Source organism: Brevundimonas sp. (assembly GCF_032017145.1).
Classification (GTDB): Bacteria; Pseudomonadota; Alphaproteobacteria; order Caulobacterales; family Caulobacteraceae; genus Brevundimonas.
Map to the genome: position 1 here is coordinate 1 of NZ_DALZQC010000050.1, position 23,053 is coordinate 23,053.

Here is a 23,053-nt window from a genome sequence, read left to right on the forward strand (position 1 = left end):
TGGGCGTCTGGGCCGGCGTCGGCATTGGTCCCGGCGTCGGGTCGGCGCCTGGGATCGGCCGCGAGCAACGTTCCAGCACCGCCACGCCCGTCGTTCCGTCCGGCCCCAGCCGGCTCAGCGTGCCGCTCTCCTGGCCGTCGCGGGTCGCCGTCCACCACTCCATGCCCGCCCCGACATAGCGGGCGCCGCTGGCCGACTGGACCGAGCGCAGGGCGTAGGCGCGGTTCTGATAGGTCAGTTGGGCGCTGTCGCTGTCGGCATATTGCACCTGCAGGGTCGCCCCGCTTTCACAGGCGTATCCGACCGCCGGCGCGGTCGAAGTCTGGGCCGGTTGCGGCTCGGCCGGCGCGGTCGGCTGGTCAGGGGCCGCCTGCGAACAGGCGGCCGCGCCCGTCAGGGCGGCGATGGCGACGAATGCGGTCAGGCGGTGCGACATCATGTCGTGTCCTCTCGTTTCGCCATCAACGAGCGAACCGCCTGAAAGGCTCCGCTTGACGCGCTCAGTGACCGTCTTTCGGCGTCTCCATCAGTTCGATCAGCACGCCGCCCATGTCGCGGGGATGCAGAAACACCACCGGCGTCCCGTGCGCCCCGATGCGCGGCTCGCCCGTGCCCAGGATGGTCACCCCCTTGGCCCGCATCTCGGCGATGGCGGCGTGGATGTCCGCGACCTCGAAACAGACGTGGTGCTGGCCGCCCTTGGGGTTCTTGGCGAGAAAGCCGGTGATGGGGCTGGTTGCGTCATAGGGTTCGATCAGTTCGATCTGGGCCGTCGGCGTATCGACGAAACAGACCTTCACCCCCTGGGCCGGCAGGTCGAACGGCTCGCCGATCCGGGTCGCGCCCAGCACGTCGCGATACAGCTTGATCGAGTCCGCGATGGAGGGCGTCGCCACGCCGACGTGGTTCAGGGCGCCGATCATGACTTGTCCTTGTTGGGTGCTGGCTGGGCGTAGCCCAGGCGCTGGTTCAGTTTCTCGATCAGGTCGACCGCGGTGTTCGCAATGGCCGATCCGGGCGGATAGACGGCCGCCGCGCCCATATCCAGCAACGGCTGCACGTCGGAGGGCGGAATGACGCCCCCCACCACGATCATGATGTCGGGCCGGCCCAGCCGCTCTAGCTCGGCCTTCAATTCGGGAACCAGCGTCAGATGCCCCGCCGCCAGGGACGAGGCGCCGACCGCATGGACGCCCTTCTCCACCGCATCGCGCGCGGCCTCGGCCGGGGTCTGGAACAGGCTGCCCGCCGTGACGTCGAAGCCCAGATCGCCATATCCGGTGGCGACCACCTTCTGGCCCCGGTCGTGCCCGTCCTGCCCCAGTTTGGCGATCAGGATGCGCGGCGGGCCGCCGTCGTTCTCCACGAATGTCGCCACCATGTCGCGCGCGCGGGCGAAGCGCGGATCGCGTCCGGCCTCCTTGGCATACACGCCCGAAACGGTCTGGACCGTCGCCACGTGACGGCCGAAGGCGGCCTCCAGGGCGTCCGAAATCTCGCCCACCGTCGCCTTGGCGCGAGCGGCCTGCACCGCCAGTTCCAGCAGGTTGGCCTTGCCCCGCGCGCCGTTGGTCAGGGCCTGAAGCGCCGCATCGGTCGCCGTCTGGTCCCGCTCGGCGCGCAGCCGTTTCAGCTTGTCGATCTGGGCGGCCAGAACGGCGGCGTTGTCGACCTTCAGCATCGGAATGTCGTCGACGTCGGGGTTCAGATATTTGTTCACCCCCACCACCGTCTGCTGACCGGTGTCGATCCGGGCCTGGGTCTTGGCGGCGGACTCCTCGATGCGCAGCTTGGGAATGCCCGCCTCGATGGCCTTGGCCATGCCGCCCAGCGCCTCGACCTCGGCCATGTGGGCGCGCGCCCGTTCGGCCAGTTCGTGGGTCAGCCGCTCGACATAATAGCTGCCGCCCCACGGGTCGATCACCCGCGTCAGCCCCGTCTCCTGCTGCAGCAGGATCTGCGTATTGCGCGCGATCCGGGCCGAGAAGTCGGTCGGCAGGGCCAGGGCCTCGTCCAGCGCATTGGTGTGCAGGCTCTGCGTCTGGCCGCCCGCCGCCGCCATGGCCTCGACCATGGTGCGCGGCACATTGTTGAACACGTCCTGCGCCGCCAGCGACCAGCCGGACGTCTGACAGTGGGCCCGCAGCGACAGGCTCTTGGGGTTTTCCCCGCCCTCGCGCTTGACCGCCTCGGCCCAAAGAAGCCGACCGGCCCGCATCTTGGCCACCTCCATGAAATAGTTCATGCCGATGGCCCAGAAGAAGCTGAGGCGCGGCGCGAACCGGTCGATCGGCATCCCCGCCGCGACGCCCGCCCGCAGATATTCGATCCCGTCCGCCAGGGTGTAGGCCAGCTCGATATCCGCCGAAGCCCCCGCCTCCTGCATATGATAGCCGGAGATGGAGATGCTGTTGAACTTGGGCGTCTCCTGCGCGGTCCAGGCGAAGATGTCCGCGATGATCCGCATCGAGGGTTCGGGCGGATAGATGTAGGTGTTCCTGACCATGAACTCCTTCAGAATGTCGTTCTGAATGGTCCCGGTCAGCTTGGCGTGATCGACGCCCTGTTCCTCGGCCGCGACGACATACAGCGCCAGGATCGGCAGCACCGCCCCGTTCATCGTCATCGACACCGACATCTGGTCCAGTGGGATACCGTCGAACAGGGTCCGCATGTCATAGATGCTGTCGATGGCCACGCCCGCCATGCCGACATCGCCCTTCACCCGAGGGTGGTCCGAGTCATAGCCCCGGTGTGTCGCCAGATCGAAGGCGATGGACAGGCCCTTCTGACCCGCCGCCAGGTTGCGGCGATAGAAGGCGTTGGATTCCTCGGCGGTCGAGAAGCCCGCGTATTGGCGGATCGTCCACGGATTGCCCGCATACATGGTCGGATACGGCCCGCGCACGAAGGGGGCGAACCCCGGCAGGCCGTGAAGCTGCTCCAGCCCCTCCAGCGCCTGCGGACCATAGGCCGTCTCGACCGTCAGCCCCTCGGGCGTCTTCCATGGATCGCGGACAGGCCCCCGCCCGGTCGCGCCGAGGTCCAGGGTGATCTTGCCGAAGTCGGGAAAGGTCATTGGCCTGCCTCCTCGAAGGCTGCGGCGAAGCGGATGGGGGCCAGCGGCTCCACCCCACCCGTCCTTCCGGGGCTACGCGCAGCGGAGAACCCGGAACCCAGGGGTTCGAGATGCCCTTCTGGGCTCCGGGTTCGCTCTTCGATCGCCCGGGAAGGACGAGCAGTTTCAACCGGCGCCTGCCGCGGTTCGGGATCGACATACTTCGTCACGCCGATGATCTGGGCGGCGCCGTTCGCCAGAGCCGCCTCTCGCACCTGACGGGCCCGGGCGATGCGCGGCTGGATGACGCCGCCCTTCAGCGCCTCCACCAGACCGCCCTCGGCCTCGACGGCCTGGAACTCGGTCCAGCCTGCCAGCGCCAGATCATGGGTCCGCGCGTCCAGATACCAGCTGCCCGCCGCCGGATCGTCGACCCGGCCCAGATTGGCCTCCTCCATCAGGACCAGTTGCGTATTGCGCGCCTGCCTGCGGGCGAAGGCGTCGGGCCGCCCCGAGGCGCGGGTGAAACCGTCCAGCACCACCACATCCGCCCCGCCGACCGCGCCCGCGAACCCCGCCGCCGTCAGCCGCAGCAGGTTCGGCCAAGGGTCGCGCGCCGACAGCATCCGCCGCGACGACCGCGCCTCGATGACCGCAGGCGTCTCCGCCCCGAATGCGCGGGACAGATTGGCCCAGATCAGCCGCATGGCCCGAACCTTGGCCAAGGCGTCGAAATACTCCTGATCGACCGACAGGCCGATGACCACGCCCTTCAGCGCCGCCTCGACCGACAGACCCGCCGCGACCGCCGCCTTCACATAGGCGACCCCGCCGCACGCCGCGAAGGCCAGTTCCTGCGCCGCCGATCCGCCCGCCTCATGCGCCACGCGCCCGCTGGCCAGAAACAGGCTGGCGTCGGGATAGACGCCCGAATGACGCACGGCCGCTTCGGCCGCCGCGCCCAGATCGTCGTCGATCCCGCGCGGCGATCCGCCTGCCTCTGCAAAGGCCGAGATCGGGTCCAGATGGAAGCGCAGCATGGCGCGGGGCGAACCCTTGGCCACGACCGCCAGCGTCTCCGCCGCCTCGACGCCCGCGAACCCGGCGTCCAGCGCCACCGGCGCCAGCTCCAGCGCCACGCCCTCCAGCGCCCGACCCAGCGTCGCCGCATCGGCCAGCACCCCGCCGCTGATCAGCACCGACGCCGCCCCTTCCTGCAGATCGGTCAGGATGGCGGCGTTCACCGCCTCGGCGTCATCGCCCTCGACCGAGGTGCGCAGGTCCCACGCCCGTCCTTCTGCATCCGATGGGCGGGGCGCGAACACCGCCTGCACCCCGGTCGCGTCTGCGTACAGGGGGCGTGTGACCAGCTGGTCCGCATCCAGATGCAGCAGCGATTCCAGCGGCCGGTCCTTCAGCGCCTTCTCAGCCGACTCGCGCCACTCCAGCGGCGTGGGATTGGGGAAGGTCATGCGACGCCGCCCGTGCGTCGTGAAGAACCCCTCCACCGCTTCGCGGTCCCCCTCCCCGCGAGCGGGGAGGAGACAGGCTCTCGTCTCCTCCCCATGCAATGGGGAGGTGGCTCGGAGCGAAGCGGAGAGACGGAGGGGCTCTTCAACGCGAGCATCACCCGAACTCCACCAGCACATCGTCCGCCGCCACCGGGTCGCCGTCCTTGGCGCCGACGGCCTTCACCACGCCGTCGCGTTCGGCCTTCAGGATGTTCTGCATCTTCATGGCTTCGATGATGGCCACGGTCTCGCCGGTCTTGACCTCCTGGCCCACGACCACCGGGATCGACACGACCAGCCCCGGCATGGGCGACAGCACCATCTTCGACGTGTCCGCCACCGCCTTTTCCGGCAGGCGGGCGTACATCTCGGCGACATGGGGCCGCAGCACCCGCACCCGCGCCTTGGCCGCGCGGTGACGGATGTCGAAGCCGTCGGCGACGCGCTTGACCTCGGCGGTGAACGCCTCGCCGTCCAGATCGGCCTTGAACTGGGCCAGACCGGGCCGCCAGTCGATGTCCGACAGGCGGATGTCGCCGCCACCCGTCAGGGTCAGGATCATCTCCTCGTCCTCGTCATAGGACAGGCTGACGCCGTGCGGCGTCTTGTCGATCATGACGATCCAGTCGGTGCGCTCGGACGGGTCGCCGTCCTGTTCGGCGATCACCTCATGCATCGCCAGGGCTGAGGCGATCAGGATTCGTTCCTGTTCAACGGTCGGCTTCAGCCCGTGGAAGCCGTCCGGGAACTCGTCCTTGATATAGCTGGTCGAAAGATTCCCCGACTTGAACCGGTCCTGATCCATCACCGCCGCCAGGAAGGGCACATTGTGCCCCAGGCCCGACAGGTGCGTGTCCTCCAGCGCGCGGGCCAAGCCCTCGACCGCATCCGCCCGCGTCTCGCCCCAGGCGCACAGTTTGGCGATCATGGGGTCGTAGAACATGCTGATCTCGTCGCCCTCGCGGACGCCGGAGTCGTTACGGACCGTGTAGCCCCCCTGATCGCCCTCCTCCGGCTGCTCGTAGCGAACCAGCCGGCCGATGGACGGCAAGAAGCCGCGATAGGGATCCTCGGCGTAGATGCGGCTCTCGATGGCCCAGCCGTTGATCGACAGGTCCTTCTGCTCGAAGGCCAGCGTCTCGCCCCAGGCCGAACGGATCATCTGTTCGACCAGATCTACGCCCGTGATCAGCTCCGTCACCGGATGCTCGACCTGAAGGCGGGTGTTCATCTCCAGGAAGTAGAAGCTCTTGTCCTGCCCCGCGACAAACTCGACCGTGCCTGCTGAATCATAGTTCACGGCCTGGGCCAGGGCGACGGCCTGCGCCCCCATGGCCGCGCGGGTAGCCTCGTCCAGCAGGGGGCTCGGCGCCTCTTCGATGACCTTCTGGTTGCGGCGCTGGATCGAGCATTCGCGCTCGAACAGGTGAACCACATGGCCGTGCTTGTCGCCCAGCACCTGGATCTCGATGTGGCGCGGATCGACGATGAACTTCTCCAGGAAGACCCGGTCGTCGCCAAAGGCGTTCAGCGCCTCGGCCTTCACCGCCGCGAACCCCTCGGCCATGTCGGCGTCCGAATGGGCCACGCGGATGCCCTTGCCGCCGCCGCCGGCCGACGCCTTGATCATGATCGGATAGCCGATCTCGTTGGCGATCCTGACCGCCTCGTCCGGCGTCTCGATCAGGCCCATATGGCCCGGCACGGTCGAGACCCCCGCCTCGGCCGCCAGCTTCTTGGAGCTGATCTTGTCGCCCATGGCCTCGATGGCCTCGGGGTTCGGGCCGATGAAGGCGATCCCCTCGTCCCTCAGCCGCCGTGCGAACCCTGCGTTCTCGCTCAGGAACCCAAAGCCCGGATGCACGGCCTGCGCCGCCGTCTGGCGCACCGCCTCGACGATCTTGTCCGCCAGAAGATAGGACTGCGCCGCCGGCGCCGGCCCGATCAGCACCGCCTCGTCGGCCATCTCGACCGCCAGCGACCCGGCGTCAGCCTCCGAATAGACCTGCACCGTCTGGATGCCCATCTTGCGGCAGGTCTTGATGATCCGAACCGCGATCTCGCCCCGGTTGGCGATGAGGATTTTGGAGAACATGGCTATATTTCCTCTGCCGTCATCCTAGGCCTTGCGCCTCGGATCCAGAAACTCCGTCGCGGCCGGTGGGCCACGAACGATAGCGGGAGTCTGGATCCTCGGGACAAGCCCGAGGATGACGGGATATGGGGGATGCGATGGTGGGCCGCGACAGCCTGATCGGCTGCTACATCATGACCAACCGGATGCATGGAACGCTCTATATCGGCGTCACCAGCCAACTGATCACGCGCGTCGGCGAACACCGCGCTGGCGTCATCGAAGGCTTCTCCAAACGCCACGGTCTGAAACGGCTCGTCTGGTATGAATTTCACGAGACCATCATCGGCGCGATCCAACGTGAGAAGTCGCTGAAGCGCTGGCCGCGCGATTGGAAGACGAACCTGATCGAGCGAACGAACCCGGATTGGAGCGACCTGTTCGAAGGGTTGGTGCGAGCGGCGGGCATGGAGCCTGATTGGGACGCCTACCGTGACTGGACGCCGCCGGAGGAGTAACGCCCTCCTCCCAAATCCGTCATCCTCGCCCTTGTGGCGAGGATCCAGACTCCCGGTGTTCGACGGTGCGCCCCGTCCTCGACGGAGTCTCTGGATCCTAGGCACAAGGCCTAGGATGACGAGTGAAGGGGGTGCCAAAAACGCCATCCTCACAGCGGAATATTGTCGTGCTTCTTCCAGGAGTTCTCCTGGACCTTGTTCTTCAGCGTCCGCAGCGCCTTCACCAGCCGCCGCCGCGTCCCGTGCGGCATGATGACGTCGTCGATGTATCCCAGGCCCGCCGCCACGAAGGGGTTGGCGAACCGGTCCTTGTACTCGGCCTCGCGCGCGGCCAGGGCGGCGGGGTCGCCGGCCTCTTTCCTGAAGATGATCTCGACCGCGCCCTTGGCGCCCATGACCGCGATCTCGGCGGTGGGCCAGGCGTAGTTGACGTCGCCGCGCAGGTGTTTGGAACTCATCACGTCATAGGCGCCGCCATAGGCCTTGCGCGTGATCAGGGTCAGCTTCGGAACCGTCGCCTCGGCATAGGCGAACAGCAGCTTCGCCCCATGTTTGATCAGGGCGCCGTATTCCTGCTTGGTCCCCGGCATGAAGCCCGGCACATCCACCAAGGTCACCAGCGGAATCTCGAAGGCGTCGCAGAAACGCACGAACCGCGCGGCCTTGCGGCTTGAATCGATGTCCAGCACGCCCGCCAGCACCTGGGGCTGGTTGGCGACGATGCCGACCGTGTGGCCGTCCAGCCGCCCGAAGCCGGTGATGATGTTCTTGGCGAAGTCAACGCCGATCTCGAAGAAGTCGGCCTCGTCGACCACCTTCAGGATCAGCTCCTTCATATCATAGGGCTGGTTCGGATTTGCCGGGATCAGGGTGTCCAGCGACGGCTCGTCCCGCTCGGGCTCGTCATAGCTTTCGCGCACCGGCGGCTTTTCACGGTTCGACAGCGGCAGGAAGCCGATCAGGCGGCGCACCTCCGACAGGGCCTCCAGATCGTTCTCGAACGCCCCGTCCGCCACGCCCGACTTGCCGGCATGGACGCGGGCGCCGCCCAGGTCCTCATGGCTGACGACCTCGTTGGTGACGGTCTTCACCACGTCGGGGCCGGTCACATACATGTAGGAGGTGTCCTTCACCATGAAGATGAAGTCGGTGATGGCGGGGGAATAGACGTCGCCGCCCGCGCACGGCCCCATGATCACGCTGATCTGGGGAATGACGCCCGAGGCCAGGGTGTTCTGCAGGAAGATGTCGGCGTATCCGGCCAGGCTCTCGACGCCCTCCTGAATCCGCGCGCCGCCGGCGTCGAACAGGCCGATGATCGGCGCGCCGGTGGTCAGGGCCATCTTCTGCAGCTTGACGATCTTGGCCGCATGGGCGCCCGACAGCGATCCGCCGAAGACGGTGAAGTCCTTGGAGAAGACATAGACCAGCCGCCCGCCGATGGTGCCGCGCCCGGTCACCACCCCGTCGCCGGGGATGCGCTGGTCCTGCATGCCGAAGTCGTGGCTGCGGTGCTCGACGAACATGTCGGTCTCCTCGAAGGAGCCCTCGTCCAGCAGCACGTCGATGCGTTCGCGCGCCGTCAGCTTGCCCTTGGCGTGCTGGGCGGCGATACGCTTTTCCCCACCGCCCTGTTTCGCGGCGGTGCGACGACGCTCCAGTTCTTCAAGGATGGCTTGAGTCATGATGGGTTTACGCCTCTTGTTCGTGGAGAAAGGCGTGGCGCCTTCATTGCAAACATGCAAACGCAACTTTGCAAAAAGTGTGGAACTGCGCCGACTTGCAAAGGACTTTCCGATGATTTGCAAAACTGCAAATGGCTGAGAAGCTTTTTCTCGGCGCGAAACTTCGCAAGCTGCGCGAGGCGCGCGGCTGGACGCTGGAGGCGTGCGCCGAACGTCTGGGCCTGTCGCCCTCCTATCTGTCGCAGTTGGAGACGAACCAGCGGCCGGCCACGGCCCGGGTGCTGATCGCCCTGACGCGCGCCTTCCATGTGGACGCCAGCCTGTTCGATCTGGAGGGCGACGCGCGACTGCTGGCCGACCTGCGCGAAGCCACGACCGACATCGCCGGGCCGACGACCGGCGGCGCCGAGCCGCCCACCGCCGCCGAGCTGAAACAGGCGGTCGCCAACCTGCCGCGACTGGCGCGGCAATTCCTGGCCCTGCACCAGACCTTCCGCCGTCTGGACGAGCGGGTGAAGGCGCTGGACGACACCCTGGGCCGCGACGAATACGGCGCCAGCGTCGCCCTGTTGCCCTATGAGGAGGTGCGCGACTTCTTCCACTATCGCGACAACTATATCGATGCGCTGGACACGGCGGCCGAGGCGCTGGCGGCGACCCTGCCGCAGGAGGGTCAGGTCGAACGGGCGCTGGAGGCGGCCCTGGCCGAGACCCACGGCGTGCGGGTCGTCTACGCCGCCGGGCAGGATGCGCTGCGCCGCTATGATCCGGCCAGCCGCGTCCTGACGCTGGACGCCTGGCAGCCGGGGGCCAGCCGGTCGTTTCAGTTGGCGCACCAGTTGTCCCTGCTGTCCTTCCGCGACCTGATCGAGGCGGAACTGGATCAGGCCGCCTTCCGCACCGACGCCGCGCGCGCGGTGGCGCGCGTGGGTCTGGCCAACTATGCGGCAGGCGCCCTGCTCCTGCCCTATCGCGCCTTCCTGGAGGCGGCGCGGGAAGAAAAGCACGACATCGACCGGCTGCTGACCCGTTTCCAGGTCAGTTTCGAACAGGTCTGCCATCGGCTGTCGACCCTGCAGAAGCCCGGCTGGCGCGGCGTGCCCTTCTATTTCGCCCGCGTGGACATGGCCGGCAACATCACCAAGCGCCACAGCGCGACACGGTTCCAGTTCGCCCGTTTCGGCGGCGCCTGCCCCTTGTGGAACGTGCATGAAGCCTTCGCCGCGCCCGACCGGATCGGGGTGCAACTGGCCGAGATGCCCGATGGATCGCGCTACATCTCCATCGCCCGCAGCGTGTCCAAGCCCAGCGGCTCATACCTGGCCAACGACCGCCGCTACGCCCTGTCGCTGGGGTGCGAGGTCGAACACGCCTCGGCCCTGGTCTATGCGGCCGGCCTGGACCTGAACGGCCCGGCCACCCGCATCGGCGTCAGTTGTCGCATCTGCGAGCGCACCGACTGCACCCAACGCGCCTTCCCGCCCATCGACCGCGCCCTGCACGTGCCGGAGAACGAGCGCGGCGTGGTGCCCTATGTGCTGGATGGCCCGCGTCCGGACCGCTATTGATCGGGGCATGACCTCAACCGACCCCATCGGCGTCGCCGTCGTCGGCTATGGCCTGGCGGGCCAGACCTTCCACGCGCCGCTGATTTCCGCGACGCCCGGCCTGGCCCTGCGCGCCGTCGTCTCGTCCCGGCCCGACGCGGTTCACGCCGATTGGCCCCAGGTCGAGGTGCTGTCCGATCTGGACAGTGCGCTGGCGCGCGAGGACATCGGCCTGATCATCGTCGCCACACCGGACTCCCTTCACGCCGAACAATCCATCGCCGCGCTGAGGGCGGGCAAGTCGGTCGTCGTGGACAAGCCCTTCGCCGCCACCCTGGCCGACGCCGAAGCCGTCGCCGCTGTGGCGAAGACAGCGCCGGGCGTATTCAGCGTGTTCCAGAACCGCCGCTGGGACGCCGACTTCCTGACCCTGCGCCGCCTGATCGCCGAGGGCGCTCTGGGCGAGATCGCGGTGTTCGAAAGCCATTACGACCGCTTTCGCCCACAGGTCACCGACCGCTGGAAGGACCAGCGCGACGGCGGCGTCTGGGCCGACCTCGGCCCGCATCTGATCGACCAGGCGGTGCAGTTGTTCGGGCCGCCGCTGGGCGTCTATGCCGACCTTCAGGCCCAGCGTCGGGGCGCCACGGCCATCGACTACGCCCACGTCCTGCTGCGCTACGACCGGCTGCGCGTGATCCTGAACATGGGGCATCTCGCCGCCGAATCCGGCCTGCGCTACGTCGTGCATGGCGACGGCGGCAGTTTCGTCAAACATGGTCTGGACGCCCAGGAGGGCCAGTCCAAGGCGGGTCTGCGCCCCGGCGACGCCGACTGGGGCGTCGATCCCTCGCCGGGCGTTCTGACCCAGGTGATCGACGGCCACGCGGCGCACACGACGCCGAGGCCGGAGCGCGGCGACTATCCAGCCTTCTACGCGGCGATGCGCGACGCGATCCGGCGCGAAGGTCCGCCCCCCGTTCCCGTCGATCAGGCCCTGACGGTCATGCGGATCATCGACGCGGGCCTGCAAAGCGCGGCGGAACGACGCGAGATCGCGCCTTAGCCCTTTTTGCGGCCCTTCGACGTCGCCGCCGGCGCATGGGCCAGCCGCAGCAGATTGGCGGCGCCCGGCGCGCCGAACGGCGTGCCGGCCAGGATCAGGATGCGCTGGCCCGGGTCGGCCAAACCATATCGCACGGCGCTGTTCACCGCATCGTCCGTGACCGCCTCCAGCGAATCCGGTTGCTCGCCCAGGCGCGGCTCCAATCCCCAGACCAGGGCCAGCCGGCGCGCGGTATTGGGATTGGGGGTCAGCACCAGGATCGGCTTCAACGGCCGCTCGCGCGCCATCCGCCTAGCGGTGCCGCCCAGGGTCGTGAACACCACCAGACAGCCGGTCGAAGGCGCGTTAGCCGCCATCCGCGCCGCCCCGACCAGGGCGTCCACATCATGTTCGTCCATGCCGGCGTGTTCGGCGCCCATCAGGCTGGGCCACATGGGATCGCGTTCGACCCGTTCGATGATCCGGCTCATGATCCCGACAGATTCCAGTGGATAGTCGCCCGACGCCGTTTCGGCCGACAGCATCAGGGCGTCCGCGCCCTCGTATACGGCGTTGGCCACGTCTGTCGCCTCGGCGCGGGTCGGGGCCGGGGCGCTGGTCATGGATTCCAGCATCTGGGTCGCCACGATCACCGGCACGCCGCGATTGCGGGCGGCGCGCACGATCTGTTTCTGCGCCACCGGCACATCCTCGGGGTCCAGTTCGACGCCCAGGTCGCCGCGCGCGACCATGACCCCGTCGCAGTAATCCAGGATGGCCTCCAGATCGGCCAGGGCCGCCGGCTTCTCGATCTTGGCCAGGCAGGCCGCCTGACCGTTCACGATCCGCTTCAGCTCGGCCATGTCCTCGGGCTTCTGCACGAAGCTGAGCGCCACCCAGTCGACGCCGAGACGCAGCGCAAAGGCCAGGTCTTCGCGGTCCTTGGGCGTCAGGGCCGACACGGGGATGACCGCTTCCGGCACGGCGACGCCCTTGCGGTCCGACAGTTTGGAGCCGCTCTCGACCGTCACATCGGCCCAGTCGTCGGTGCGTTCCCCGACACGCAGACGCACCCGCCCGTCGTCCAGCAGCAGCAGCATGCCGGGGCGCAGGGCCTTGAAGATTTCGGGATGCGGCATCTGCACCCGCGTCTCGTCACCTGGCGTCGGGTCCAGGTCGAAACGCATCTGGTGGCCCGGCTTGACCGCGATCTCGACGTCCTTGAACCGCCCCAGACGCAGCTTGGGCCCCTGCAGGTCTGCCAGTATGCCCAGCGGGCGCTGCAGCGCCATTTCAGCGCCGCGCACGGCCTTGAAGGCGGCGGCGTGGTCTTCGTGCGAGCCGTGGCTGAAGTTCAGGCGGAACACGTCCACCCCGGCCTGGGCCAGCGCCTTGACGGTGCTGGGCGCGCGGCTCGCGGGCCCCAGGGTCGCGACGATGCGGGCGCGGCGGGCTCTGTTCATGGATGTTTCCTGTCAGCTCTCGAATGTCACCCTTGCGGACGACATGGGCGATTTCGCCCCTTGTGCCTTTGAAACTTCCTTAGAGTAAGGCCGCCAGCCCGCCGGGAAACATGAGTTTATGGCTCCGAAACAGGAGTTTATCGCGCTGGCGTCGATTCCGTCGCCGGGCAATCCGAAACGGCGAACCCGTTCAGGTCCATGCAGCGGCCCTCCACCTTGGGCGCGGGCACGCCCATGACGTGGGCCAGGGTCGGGGCGATGTCGATGGTGCGGATCGGCACGAACCGCTCCTCGCCATGCGCGCCCGGCCACCAGAAGATGATCGGCACGCGGCGGTCATACTCCCACGGGGTCCCGTGACCCGCCAGAGTGCCGCCGACGCGCCCGCCCAGGTTCGCCACCTGCGCGAAGGCGATCATGATGTCGGGCGAACGCTCAGCCAGGGTCGACAGGCGCATCCGTTCACGCACCGTCATCATCTCGGGCTGACGGGTGTCAGGCAGAGGATCGGCCAGCAGGCGGTCGCGAGTCTCCACGAAGGCGACGTCCGGCACGGCGCGCAGCATCTCGACGGCGGCCTCGGCCACCTGCGTCCGCAGCGGATCGGGCAGAGAGCGCAGTTGCTTGTCCGCCACCATCAGGCCGCTGCCGCCCATCTGCAACGGATTGTCGGCCAGGTTGAAGCGCTGGCGCAGGCTGTCGTTGATCGCCGCGATCGGCGCCAGATCGACGCGGTGCGCCTGGGGATAGCCGTGATGGTGCAGGCGTTCGACAAAGTCCGACCCGCCGTGGTCCGCCGTCAGCACGACCAGCGCGCCGCCCGGAACCTGGGACAGCTTGTCGAGGAAGGCGCCCAGGGCGGCATCCAGACGATACATCTGTTCGCACATCTCCGGCCCCTGGGTGCCGTACATATGGCCGATGCGATCGGTGGCGGACAGGCTGACGCCCAGCATGTCGGTGGTCGCCCCCTGCCCCAGCCGCTGGCTGTCCAGCAGGTACTCAGCCGCCTTCAGCGTCTGTTCGTCCAGCAGGGGCGAGGTGTCGAACTTCAGGCCCGCAGGCGGCAGGACCGAATGAAAGGTCTGTCCGCGAATGGTCCAGTCGCCCGCCAGCGCACGGCATTCTTCGCGCTGATAGTCCCAGGTCACCGGGTTCGCCGCCATCCAGGCCTTGAAACCGGTGTTGAAGGCCGCCACCGGCGCCAGCTTCGCCTCGGCCGTCTGGCCCGGCTCGACATAGGTGGTCAGGCCGAAGCCGTCGGTGAACCAGAAGGCCTGACCCCGATGGCCCGCCAGATTGATGGCGCCGCGATCCTTGCCCGACACGGCCATGACCTTGCTGGCCGGGCTGACGGCCTTCAGCCAGTCGCCGACCGTGGTGACGCGCAGCTGGTCAGGCCCCACCGGGCCGTTGTCGGTGTCGTCGCGGCCATGCGCCAGATGGTTCTGCGGCGCGGCCAGGCAATAGACCTCCTTGCCCGTCTTCGTGTCGATCCAGTCGTTGGCCGGAATGCCCGTCTCGGTCGGATGCATTCCCGTCAGAACGGTCGAGTGGCCGGGGCAGGTCTCGGTCAGACCGTGGGTCTGATAGCCGTTGATCGAAACCAGACCCTGATCGGCCATGCGGCGCAGACCGCCCGCGTAGCGGCTGCGGTACTGGTTGAACAGATTGGCGCTGAACTGATCCACCACGATGGTCACGATCAGCTTGGGCGGGGTCAGGGCCGCCGTCGAAGCCTGGGGCGCGGGGCGATCAGGCGCGGCGACCTGCGCCTTGGCGACACCCGTCATCGACAGGGTGGCCAGCACCGCCAAGGCGGCTTTACGCGACACGGACCGGACGCAGGGCTTGATCGACGACATGACAGAACACTCCAACGACAGGCAGGCGGCCTCTAGCGGCTGCGGATTGCATCTGGATGACAGGCGCCGAGGACAGGCCCGGCCCTAACGCGATTCCTTGCCGCGCAGGCGACCGATCTGATGGACGACCAGCACGACCAGACCGCCGACGATCAGACCGACCACCGACGACGCGACAGCCGTCGTCAGCCACCCCGTCACCGGCCCCAGCGGTCCGCTCGCGGCCGCGACCGCGTGCGACAGATGCTCCAGCGGCACGGCGGGCCAGTGCAGGCCCAGCGTATGGGAACCATGCACCAGGATGCCGCCGCCGACCCACAGCATGGCCGCCGTGCCGATCACCGACAAGGCGCTCATCACCACCGGCATCCCCTTGACCAGCCCCCGGCCCAGGCCGCGCACCCCGCCGTTGTCGCGGCGCGCCAGCACCAGGCCGATGTCGTCCATCTTCACGATCAGACCGACCGCGCCATAGACGGCGATGGTCATGGCCACCCCCACCACCACCAGCACCGCCGCCTGGGTCAGGATCGGCTGGGCGGCCACATCGGCCAGGGCGATGGCCATGATCTCGGCCGACAGGATCAGGTCGGTCCGCACCGCGCCCGAGACGGTGGTCTTCTCCAGGGCGGCGGCGTCGCCCGTCTGGACCGCCGCCTCGCCGTGGCCGCCATGGCCCATGGCCTCCAGCAGCTTTTCCGCCCCCTCGAAACACAGATAGGTCCCGCCGCACATCAGGATGGGCGTGATGGCCCACGGCGCGAAGGCGCTGAGCAGCAGGGCGGCCGGCAGGATGATGATCAGCTTGTTGCGAAACGACCCCAGGGCGATCTTGCCGATGATCGGCAACTCGCGGCTGGGCGACAGGCCGGTGACGTAGCGCGGCGTCACCGCCGCATCGTCCACCACCACCCCCGCCGCCTTTGTCGAGGCCCTGCCGGCGGCTGCACCCACATCGTCCAGCGAGGCGGCCGCCAGTTTGGCGATGCCGGCGACGTCGTCCAGCAGCGCGATTAGTCCAGAGGGCATGGTGGATCAGTCTTCCCGGCTGGGCGGCACATTGACGCCCTGCGATTTCAGATAGGCCTTCACGTTGCGCGCCGCCTGCCGGATGCGCTGCTCGTTCTCGACCATGGCGATGCGGACGAAGCCCTCGCCATTCTCGCCATAGCCGACGCCCGCCGCCACCGCGACCTTGGCGTGGGTCAGAAGTTGCTTGGAAAACTCCAGACTGCCCAGATGCTTCAGGGCCTGCGGCAGCGGCGCCCAGGCGAACATGGAGGCGGCGGGTTTGGGGATCTCCCAACCGGCGCGGCCGAAGCTGTCGATCAGCACGTCGCGACGGCGGTGGTAGAGTTGACGGTTCTGCTCGACGATGTCCTGCGGCCCGTTCAGCGCCGCGCACGCCGCCGCCTGGATCGGGGTGAAGGCGCCATAGTCCAGATAGGATTTCACCCGCGACATGGCCGCGATCAGTGTCTTGTTGCCGACCGCGAAACCGATGCGCCAGCCCGCCATACTGTAGGTCTTGGACAGGGAGGTGAACTCGATCGCCACGTCCTTGGCGCCCGGCACCTGCAGGATCGAGACGGTCGGCTTGCCGTCGTAATACAGCTCCGAATAGGCCAGGTCGCTGATGATCCACAGGTCGTTGGCCTTGGCGAAGTCCACGACCCGCTCATAGAAGGCCAGATCGACCGTCTCGGCCGTCGGGTTCGACGGATAGTTCATCACCAGGATCTTGGGCCGGGGCACGGTGAAGGCCATGGCCCGCTCCAGCGCCTCGAAATATTTCTCGTCCGGGGTGGTCGGCACGCTGCGGATCGCGGCTCCGGCGATGATGAAGCCGAAGGTGTGGATCGGATAGGACGGATTGGGCGCCAGGATCACGTCGCCCGGCTCGGTGATGGCGGTGGCCAGGCTGGCCAGACCTTCCTTGGAGCCCATGGTGACGATGACCTCGCTCTCGGGGTCGACGTCGACGCCGAAGCGGCGGCCGTAATAGTTGGCCTGGGCGCGGCGCAGGCCCGGAATGCCCTTGGACTGGGAATAGCCGTGGGCGTCAGGCTTCCTGGCGACTTCGATCAGCTTGTCGATGACGTGCTGAGGCGGCGGCAGGTCGGGGTTGCCCATCCCCAGGTCGATCACATCCTCGCCCGCTGCGCGGGCGGCCGCTCGCATCGCATTGGTCTCGGCGATGACATAGGGCGGCAACCGCTTCATGCGGTAGAATTCTTCGGACATGACTGGCTCGTCGTTCGGGGTGTGGGCCTAAGAATGGCCTGCCAAGCGATTAGCGCGCCTGCGACCGCCCGCACCAGCGAGAAAGGCGGTTTTTGCCTCCGATTACGACGAAATCTCCAGCCGCGCGCACGATACGCGCCGAAAGCGCGCCCCGCCCGCTCCGATGCGGCCGTCAGACCACCCGTGCGTGCCGGTTGGCGATCGCGACGGCGGCCGGGTCGAAGGCGGCGCAGACCGCGCGAACGAACGGACGGCCCAGCGCCGTGACGCTTAACCGATGGCCGTCGATCTCGACCAGCCCGTCCTCGGCGAACCGTTGCAGGAGGGTCCAGGCCCCCACGACGCTTTCGACTGGGCGGTCGTGGCGGGCCGCGACCTGGGCCACATCGACGGCGAAGTCGCACATCAACCGCTCGATGATCGCAGCCACGAAGACGTCCTGCGCGTTCAGCGCCACGCCCCGCGCCGCCGGAAGACGGCCCGCGGAGACGGCGGCCCGCCACTCCCGCTCCAGCGACAGGTTCTGGACATAGCCGTCCGGCGTGCGGCTGATCGAAGAGACGCCCAGGCCGATCAGAACCGGCGCCTGGTCGGTGGTGTAGCCCTGGAAGTTGCGACGCAGCCGACCTGCGCGTTGCGCCGCCGCCAGCCCGTCATGCGGCAGGGCGAAATGATCCAGGCCGATCGGCGTCCAGCCCTTGCCGGTCAAATAGCGCGCCGCCGCCTGGCTCTGCAGGAAACGCAAGGGCGCGTCGGGCAGTTCGGCGTCCTTGATCAGCTTCTGGTGCGGCTTCATCCACGGCACATGGGCATAGCCGAACAGGGCGATCCGCTCTGGCCGCAGGGTCGTGACCAGCCCCAGGGTGGTGACGACGTTTTCCGCCGTCTGGCGCGGCAGGCCGTACATCAGGTCCAGGTTCAGCGAAACGAGGCCCTGGGCGCGCAAGGCCTGGGCCGCCCAGCGGATGGTCTCGAACCGTTCGGGCCGGTTGACCGCCGCCTGCACGTCCGGCGACAGATCCTGCACCCCCAGGCTGGCGCGGGTCAGGCCGATCCGCCCCGCCGCCTCGACCCATTCCGGCGTCAGCACTTCGGGGTCCAGTTCGGCGGCGATCTCGAAACAGTCGCCCAGGTCGAACCGGGCCGCCAGACCGGCGATCAGCCGTTCCAGGTCGGCGGGCGCCAGCATATTGGGGGTGCCCCCGCCAAGATGGATCGAGCCGACCCGAACGGGCCGCCCGATCCGCGCCAGCACAAGATCGGCCTCGCGCAGCAGCAGATCGACATAGCTGGCGATGACGCTTTCGCGGTTCATCGCCCGGGTGTTGCACCCGCAATACCAGCACAGTCGCTTGCAGAACGGGATGTGCAGATAGAGCGACACCGCCTCGTCCATCGGCGCGCGGGCCAGCCAGTCGCCCCATTGTTCGGCCCCGACGGCGGGCGTGAATTGCGCCGCCGTCGGATAGGAGGTGTAGCGCGGCGCATTGGCGTCGTAGCGCGCGATCAGATCGGCGGACGACGCGACCGGCGATGCGACGGCGGGACTAGAGAGGGACATCGACCTCTTTCGATGCGTCGGGCGTGGACAGGCCGGCGTCGCCTTCGTCGAACAGGTGGAACTCGTGCCACAGGCCGTTCAGCACGCCGAAGCCTACGGCCAGGCCAAGCCCCAGGATCCAGGAAAAATACCACATGGTCGTGTGCTCCTAAGGCTCAATACAGGTCGGGGTTGGTCTTGAGGGCGGCGGTCGAGGTCCGGCCCCACAGCACGCGATAGACCCAGGCGGTGTAGATCAGGATCAACGGCAGGAAGATCACCGTCACAATCAGCATGATGAACAGCGTCAGATGGCTGGACGAGGCGTTCCACACCGTCAGGCTGGACTGCGGATTGACCGAACTGGGCAGGATGAAGGGGAACATCGACAGGCCGACGGTGGAGATGATGCCGACCGCCGACAGGGACGACCCGCCGAACGCCAGACCTGCCGACCTGCGCCACATCCCGATCAGCCCCATCACGGCGCCCAGGAAGCCCAGGGCCGGCGCGATCAGCATCCACGGATAGCGGCCGTAGTTGTCCAGCCAGGCGCCGGGCGCGGCCTCGACGGTCGTACGCAGCGGGTTGGAGAAGCCGTTGATGTCCAGCGCGCCGGTGATCCGATAGCCCAGACCGCCGTACGCAACATAAAGGCCGCCGGCCGCAAACAGCACCAGGGCCAGGATTCCGGCGACGGTGCCGAAGGTGCGGGCGCGGTCCAGCACCGCCCCCTGTTCGGCCTTGACCGACAGCCAGGCCGCGCCATGCAGCACCAGCATGGCCACCGACAACAGGCCGGCGATCAGGCTGAAGGGCGTGAACAGGCCCAGCAGGCTGCCGTCGTAGAAGGCGCGCAGGTCGCCATCCAGATGGAAGGGCGCGCCCAGCAGGACGTTGCCCACCGCAACACCGAACACCAGGGCCGGAACGAAGCCGCCGATGAACAGGCACCAGTCCCAGAACGACCGCCATTGCGGCGATGTCCGCTTGGACCGGTATTTGAACGACACCGGCCGCAGGATCAGCGCGGACAGCACCAGGAACATGGCCAGGTAGAAGCCCGAGAAGCTGACGGCATAGACGAAGGGCCAGGCGGCGAAGATGGCGCCGCCGCCCAGGATGAACCACACCTGGTTGCCTTCCCAGGTGGCGCCGACGGTGTTGATCACCATGCGGCGCTCCTCGTCGGTCTTGGCGACGAAGGGCAGGAGGGCGCCGACGCCCAGGTCGAAACCGTCGGTCAGGGCGAAGGCGATCAGAAGCACGCCCAGCAGTCCCCACCAGATCAGGCGGAGCGTGGCGAAGTCGAGGGGAAGATCCATTGTCGGATGTCCTAAGGTCTTGGGTCAGGCCACGGCGGGCGCGGGAACGCGCTCGGCCGGCGCTTCGGGGCTGGGTTCGCCGAACGTCTCCTGTTCGTGGAACGGCCCCTTCTTGATGGCGAACAGCATCAGCCGCACCTCGACCACCGCAAGCGCGCCATACAGCAGGGTGAAGCCGACGATGGTGGCCCACAGCTGCGGCACGGTCAGGGACGAGGCGCCCAGGAAGGTGGGCAGCACGCCCTCCACCGCCCAGGGCTGGCGACCGAACTCGGCCAGGATCCACCCGAACTCGATGGCGATCCACGGCAGGGGAATGGCCAGCACGGCCAGGCGCAGGAACCACTTCGTATGATGCTTGCGCAGGGTGCACAGCACGAAAGCCGTCCCGAACAGGGCGATCATGAACATTCCGACGCCCGCCATGATGCGGAAGCTCCAGAACAGGGCCGGCACGTTCGGCACCGTCTCCCACGCCGTCTGCTTGATCAGTTCGGGCGAGGCCATGCGCGGGTCGGCGACATGGCGCTTCAGAAGCAGGCCGTAGCCCAGGTCGCGGCGATGGGTCTCGAACACGCCGCGCGCGACGGGATCGGCCGGGTCAGCCTTGACCTTCTCGAGCGCATCATAGGCGATGACGCCGGATTCGATGCGGTCCTCGGCCGTGGCGACCAGTTCGAAGATGCCCTCGACCGGCTTGTCGATCGTGCGGGTGGCGATCAGGCCCATGACCCACGGCACGTGGACGCCGAAGTGGGTCTCGCGATCCTTCATCGAGGGAATGCCGATCAGGGTCAGGCCCGCCGGCGCCGGCTCGGTGCGCCACATGGCCTCCAGCGCGGCGAGCTTCATCTTCTGGTTATCGGTCAGGGCATAGCCGGACTGGTCGCCCAGCACGACGACCGACAGCGACGCCGCCAGACCAAAGGCCGAGGCCACCGTCATCGACCGCTTGGCGAAACCCACGTGCTTGCCGCGCAGCAGATAGAAGGCCGAGACGCCCAGCACGAAGACCGAGGCGCAGACATAGCCGGCGCTGACGGTGTGAACGAACTTGGCCTGGGCCACCGGGTTGAACAACACGGCCATGAAGTCCGTCACCTCCATCCGCATGGTGTCGGGATTGAAGGCGGCGCCGACCGGGTTCTGCATCCAGCCATTGGCGATCAGGATCCACAGGGCCGACAGATTGGTGCCCAGCGCGACCATGAAGGTGACGAACAGGTGGGCGTGCGGCTTCAGCTTGTCCCAGCCGAAGAACATCAGGCCGACGAACGTCGCCTCCAGGAAGAAGGCCATCAGCCCTTCGATGGCCAGCGGCGCGCCGAAGATGTCGCCTACATAGTGGCTGTAGTAGCTCCAGTTCATGCCGAACTGGAACTCCATGGTGATGCCGGTCGCGACGCCCAGCACGAAGTTGATGCCGAACAGCACGCCCCAGAAGCGGGTGATGGTCCGCCAGATGGGCCGGCGGGTCATCACATAGATCGACTCCATGATGACCAGCATGAACGACAGCCCCAGCGTCAGGGGCACGAAAAGGAAGTGATAAAGGGCCGTCAGCGCAAACTGCAGCCGGGACAGGTCGACGACCGCGAGGTCGATCATGGCTTTGCTCCGTCACGCCAGTCCGGTCGCCGGCGTTTGGATGGCCCTAGAAGCACGCCCGGCTGGTCGCCTTGATCTCGATCAAAGCGCCCGCACGACGGCGGACCTATTGGACGGTTCGTCCTTGGACATTCCGCCCAACGGCGTTTTGTCCAGAGGCGCCGCGCGCCGGGACGTGCTGGAGTTCGCCGATGACCACCCTGTCGCCCGACGCCGTCGCGCCTTCCGCCTGGCTGAAGGCCGCCGGTCGACCCTGGCGCAGACTGGCGATGCTGGCCGGTCTGCTGGCCGTGGCGGACGTCGCGCCCGCCGTCGGTTTCGCCGCCGGCCTGGCCCTGGCCATCTCGAACTTCGGCGATGGCCTGGCCGCAGCCGCCCCCTGGCTGGCGCTGGCGGTCCTCAGCCTGATGGCGCGCGCCCTGATCGGCCAGGTCGCCGTCGTCGTCGGCGCGCGGCTGGGCCGGGCGGTCAAGACCCAGGTGCGGGGGCGGTTGCTGGCGGATCTGTTCGGGCGCGGCGTGCGCTCCAACGACCGCCTGACCGCCCTGGTGGAGGGCGTCGGCGCGCTGGACGGCTATTTCGCCCGGTTCGCACCCTTGCGCCTGGCCGCCGGCCTGTCGCCCCTGCTGTTGATCGCGGCGGCGGCCGTCGCCAGCCCCGTCGCGGCGGGCGTGCTGCTGTTCACCCTGTTCCCCTTCATCGTCGGCATGGCCTTGGCGGGAACGGCGGCGGCGGGCGAAAGCCGGCGTCAGTTCCAGGCGCTGGAGCGGCTGTCGGGCCTGTTCGTCGACCGCATCCGCACCCTGCCCGCCATCCTGGCCTTCGACGCCGCAGCGCCGACCACCGACCGGATCGCCAGGGCGTCGGACGAACTGGAGCGCCGCACCGCGCGGGTCATGCGCATCGCCTTCCTGTCATCGGGCGTGCTGGAGTTCTTTTCGGCCCTGTCTGTCGCCCTGATCGCCGTCTATTGCGGATTCAACCTGCTGCGGCTGCTGCCCTTCCCCGTGCCGGAGGCCCTGGACCTGCCGCGCGCCTTCTTCGTCCTGGCCCTGGCGCCCGAGGTCTATCAGCCGCTGCGCCGCCTGGCCGCCGCCTATCACGACCGGCAGGCCGCCGAGGCCGCCGCCCCATCGCTGGTCACGCCGCCGTCGATCCGGCGTTCGCACGCGGTGCTGGGCGACCTGGCCCCGGCCATCCGGTTCCGCGACGTCGCCATCGCCTACGACGGTCGCGCGCCCGTGGTTCGCGACTTCGACCTGGACGTCGCGCCGGGGCAGATCGTGGCGCTGATGGGGCCCAGCGGTGCGGGCAAGTCCAGCATCCTGCATCTGCTGCTGGGCCTGGCGCCCCTGACGGGCGGCGAGGTCGAGATCGGCGCGGCCCGGCTAAGCGTGGACGGCGACGTCGCCGGCCGCATCGCCTGGGCCAGCCAGCAGCCCGTCGTCGTGCCGGGCGACCTGGCCCACAACATCGCCCTGGCCGATCCCGCCAGTTGCCCCGGCCGGGTGGCGATGGCGGCGCGCACCGCCGGTCTGTCGGGCGACCTGGGCCGCCGCATCGACGAGCG

At 68.1% G+C, this 23,053-nt stretch carries 18 protein-coding genes; 4 read left to right on the forward strand and 14 right to left on the reverse strand.

Translation table 11 applies throughout. The features are described 5' to 3' along the window. The 5 genes from RTU05_RS10000 to RTU05_RS10020 all read right to left on the reverse strand — a co-directional run. A partial coding sequence (locus RTU05_RS10000) for an MliC family protein (protein ID WP_312597887.1) occupies positions 1-439 on the reverse strand: 439 nt, incomplete at its 3' end. Between the two features lie 61 nt (positions 440-500). Beyond that, positions 501-923 (reverse strand): methylmalonyl-CoA epimerase, encoded by a 423-nt coding sequence (mce, locus tag RTU05_RS10005; RefSeq protein WP_312597888.1) that lies wholly within the window; start codon positions 921-923, stop codon positions 501-503. After that, positions 920-3,079 (reverse strand): methylmalonyl-CoA mutase, encoded by a 2,160-nt coding sequence (scpA, locus tag RTU05_RS10010; protein WP_312597890.1) that lies wholly within the window; start codon positions 3,077-3,079, stop codon positions 920-922. The genes mce and scpA overlap by 4 nt, the downstream gene beginning before the upstream one ends. After that, complete coding sequence (locus RTU05_RS10015; protein WP_312597892.1) at positions 3,076-4,530, reverse strand: methylmalonyl-CoA mutase family protein; 1,455 nt, start codon at positions 4,528-4,530, stop codon at positions 3,076-3,078. Before RTU05_RS10015 ends, scpA begins: the two co-directional genes overlap by 4 nt. Before the next feature lie 154 nt (positions 4,531-4,684). Further along, positions 4,685-6,664 carry an acetyl/propionyl/methylcrotonyl-CoA carboxylase subunit alpha gene (locus RTU05_RS10020; protein WP_312597894.1) on the reverse strand — a complete coding sequence of 660 codons (1,980 nt, stop codon included), beginning with the start codon at positions 6,662-6,664 and terminating at the stop codon, positions 4,685-4,687. Positions 6,665-6,789: 125 nt separating this feature from the next. Between RTU05_RS10020 and RTU05_RS10025 the strand changes: the two genes are divergently transcribed. Continuing rightward, positions 6,790-7,161 carry a GIY-YIG nuclease family protein gene (locus RTU05_RS10025; protein WP_312597896.1) on the forward strand — a complete coding sequence of 124 codons (372 nt, stop codon included), beginning with the start codon at positions 6,790-6,792 and terminating at the stop codon, positions 7,159-7,161. Positions 7,162-7,310: 149 nt separating this feature from the next. On the opposite strand, the gene RTU05_RS10030 is transcribed toward RTU05_RS10025, so the two are convergent. After that, complete coding sequence (locus tag RTU05_RS10030) at positions 7,311-8,846, reverse strand: acyl-CoA carboxylase subunit beta (RefSeq protein WP_312597898.1); 1,536 nt, start codon at positions 8,844-8,846, stop codon at positions 7,311-7,313. A gap of 131 nt (positions 8,847-8,977) precedes the next feature. On the opposite strand from RTU05_RS10030, the gene RTU05_RS10035 reads away from it, so the two are divergent. Then, entirely contained in the window at positions 8,978-10,414 is a 1,437-nt protein-coding gene (locus RTU05_RS10035) for a short-chain fatty acyl-CoA regulator family protein (RefSeq protein ID WP_312597900.1), read from the forward strand. 7 nt (positions 10,415-10,421) lie between these two features. Next, positions 10,422-11,459 (forward strand): oxidoreductase, encoded by a 1,038-nt coding sequence (locus tag RTU05_RS10040; protein ID WP_312597902.1) that lies wholly within the window; start codon positions 10,422-10,424, stop codon positions 11,457-11,459. Here RTU05_RS10040 and pyk read toward each other — a convergent pair. From pyk to RTU05_RS10080, 8 genes are all read right to left on the reverse strand, one after another. Next, on the reverse strand, positions 11,456-12,901 hold the full coding sequence (gene pyk, locus RTU05_RS10045; protein ID WP_312597904.1) for a pyruvate kinase: 1,446 nt from the start codon (positions 12,899-12,901) through the stop codon (positions 11,456-11,458). The genes RTU05_RS10040 and pyk overlap by 4 nt on opposite strands. 137 nt (positions 12,902-13,038) lie before the next feature. Further along, a complete protein-coding gene (locus RTU05_RS10050) occupies positions 13,039-14,736 on the reverse strand; it encodes an alkaline phosphatase family protein (protein WP_312597906.1) in 1,698 nt (565 codons plus the stop codon). 114 nt (positions 14,737-14,850) lie between these two features. Further along, entirely contained in the window at positions 14,851-15,795 is a 945-nt protein-coding gene (locus RTU05_RS10055) for a DUF808 domain-containing protein (RefSeq protein WP_312597907.1), read from the reverse strand. Positions 15,796-15,801: 6 nt separating this feature from the next. Continuing rightward, positions 15,802-17,010 carry an LL-diaminopimelate aminotransferase gene (locus tag RTU05_RS10060; protein ID WP_312597909.1) on the reverse strand — a complete coding sequence of 403 codons (1,209 nt, stop codon included), beginning with the start codon at positions 17,008-17,010 and terminating at the stop codon, positions 15,802-15,804. A 172-nt stretch (positions 17,011-17,182) separates the two neighbouring features. Continuing rightward, entirely contained in the window at positions 17,183-18,571 is a 1,389-nt protein-coding gene (gene hemN / locus RTU05_RS10065) for an oxygen-independent coproporphyrinogen III oxidase (protein WP_312597911.1), read from the reverse strand. After that, complete coding sequence (gene cydX / locus RTU05_RS10070; RefSeq protein ID WP_312597913.1) at positions 18,558-18,707, reverse strand: cytochrome bd-I oxidase subunit CydX; 150 nt, start codon at positions 18,705-18,707, stop codon at positions 18,558-18,560. Before cydX ends, hemN begins: the two co-directional genes overlap by 14 nt. Before the next feature lie 19 nt (positions 18,708-18,726). Next, complete coding sequence (gene cydB / locus RTU05_RS10075; RefSeq protein ID WP_312597915.1) at positions 18,727-19,875, reverse strand: cytochrome d ubiquinol oxidase subunit II; 1,149 nt, start codon at positions 19,873-19,875, stop codon at positions 18,727-18,729. 24 nt (positions 19,876-19,899) lie between these two features. Further along, a complete protein-coding gene (locus RTU05_RS10080; protein WP_312597918.1) occupies positions 19,900-21,480 on the reverse strand; it encodes a cytochrome ubiquinol oxidase subunit I in 1,581 nt (526 codons plus the stop codon). 194 nt (positions 21,481-21,674) lie between these two features. On the opposite strand from RTU05_RS10080, the gene RTU05_RS10085 reads away from it, so the two are divergent. Next, a partial coding sequence (locus RTU05_RS10085) for an ATP-binding cassette domain-containing protein (RefSeq protein WP_312597917.1) occupies positions 21,675-23,053 on the forward strand: 1,379 nt, incomplete at its 3' end.

Excerpts from the sequence above, each read along its gene's own strand:
- mce (WP_312597888.1), bottom strand. The coding sequence starts at position 923 with ATGATCGGCGCCCTGAACCACGTCGGCGTGGCGACGCCCTCCATCGCG.
- scpA (WP_312597890.1), bottom strand. The coding sequence starts at position 3,079 with ATGACCTTTCCCGACTTCGGCAAGATCACCCTGGACCTCGGCGCGACC.
- RTU05_RS10015 (WP_312597892.1), bottom strand. The coding sequence starts at position 4,530 with ATGACCTTCCCCAATCCCACGCCGCTGGAGTGGCGCGAGTCGGCTGAG.
- RTU05_RS10020 (WP_312597894.1), bottom strand. The coding sequence starts at position 6,664 with ATGTTCTCCAAAATCCTCATCGCCAACCGGGGCGAGATCGCGGTTCGG.
- RTU05_RS10025 (WP_312597896.1), top strand. The coding sequence starts at position 6,790 with ATGGGGGATGCGATGGTGGGCCGCGACAGCCTGATCGGCTGCTACATC.
- RTU05_RS10030 (WP_312597898.1), bottom strand. The coding sequence starts at position 8,846 with ATGACTCAAGCCATCCTTGAAGAACTGGAGCGTCGTCGCACCGCCGCG.
- RTU05_RS10035 (WP_312597900.1), top strand. The coding sequence starts at position 8,978 with ATGGCTGAGAAGCTTTTTCTCGGCGCGAAACTTCGCAAGCTGCGCGAG.
- RTU05_RS10040 (WP_312597902.1), top strand. The coding sequence starts at position 10,422 with ATGACCTCAACCGACCCCATCGGCGTCGCCGTCGTCGGCTATGGCCTG.
- pyk (WP_312597904.1), bottom strand. The coding sequence starts at position 12,901 with ATGAACAGAGCCCGCCGCGCCCGCATCGTCGCGACCCTGGGGCCCGCG.
- RTU05_RS10055 (WP_312597907.1), bottom strand. The coding sequence starts at position 15,795 with ATGCCCTCTGGACTAATCGCGCTGCTGGACGACGTCGCCGGCATCGCC.
- RTU05_RS10060 (WP_312597909.1), bottom strand. The coding sequence starts at position 17,010 with ATGTCCGAAGAATTCTACCGCATGAAGCGGTTGCCGCCCTATGTCATC.
- hemN (WP_312597911.1), bottom strand. The coding sequence starts at position 18,571 with ATGTCCCTCTCTAGTCCCGCCGTCGCATCGCCGGTCGCGTCGTCCGCC.
- cydX (WP_312597913.1), bottom strand. The coding sequence starts at position 18,707 with ATGTGGTATTTTTCCTGGATCCTGGGGCTTGGCCTGGCCGTAGGCTTC.
- cydB (WP_312597915.1), bottom strand. The coding sequence starts at position 19,875 with ATGGATCTTCCCCTCGACTTCGCCACGCTCCGCCTGATCTGGTGGGGA.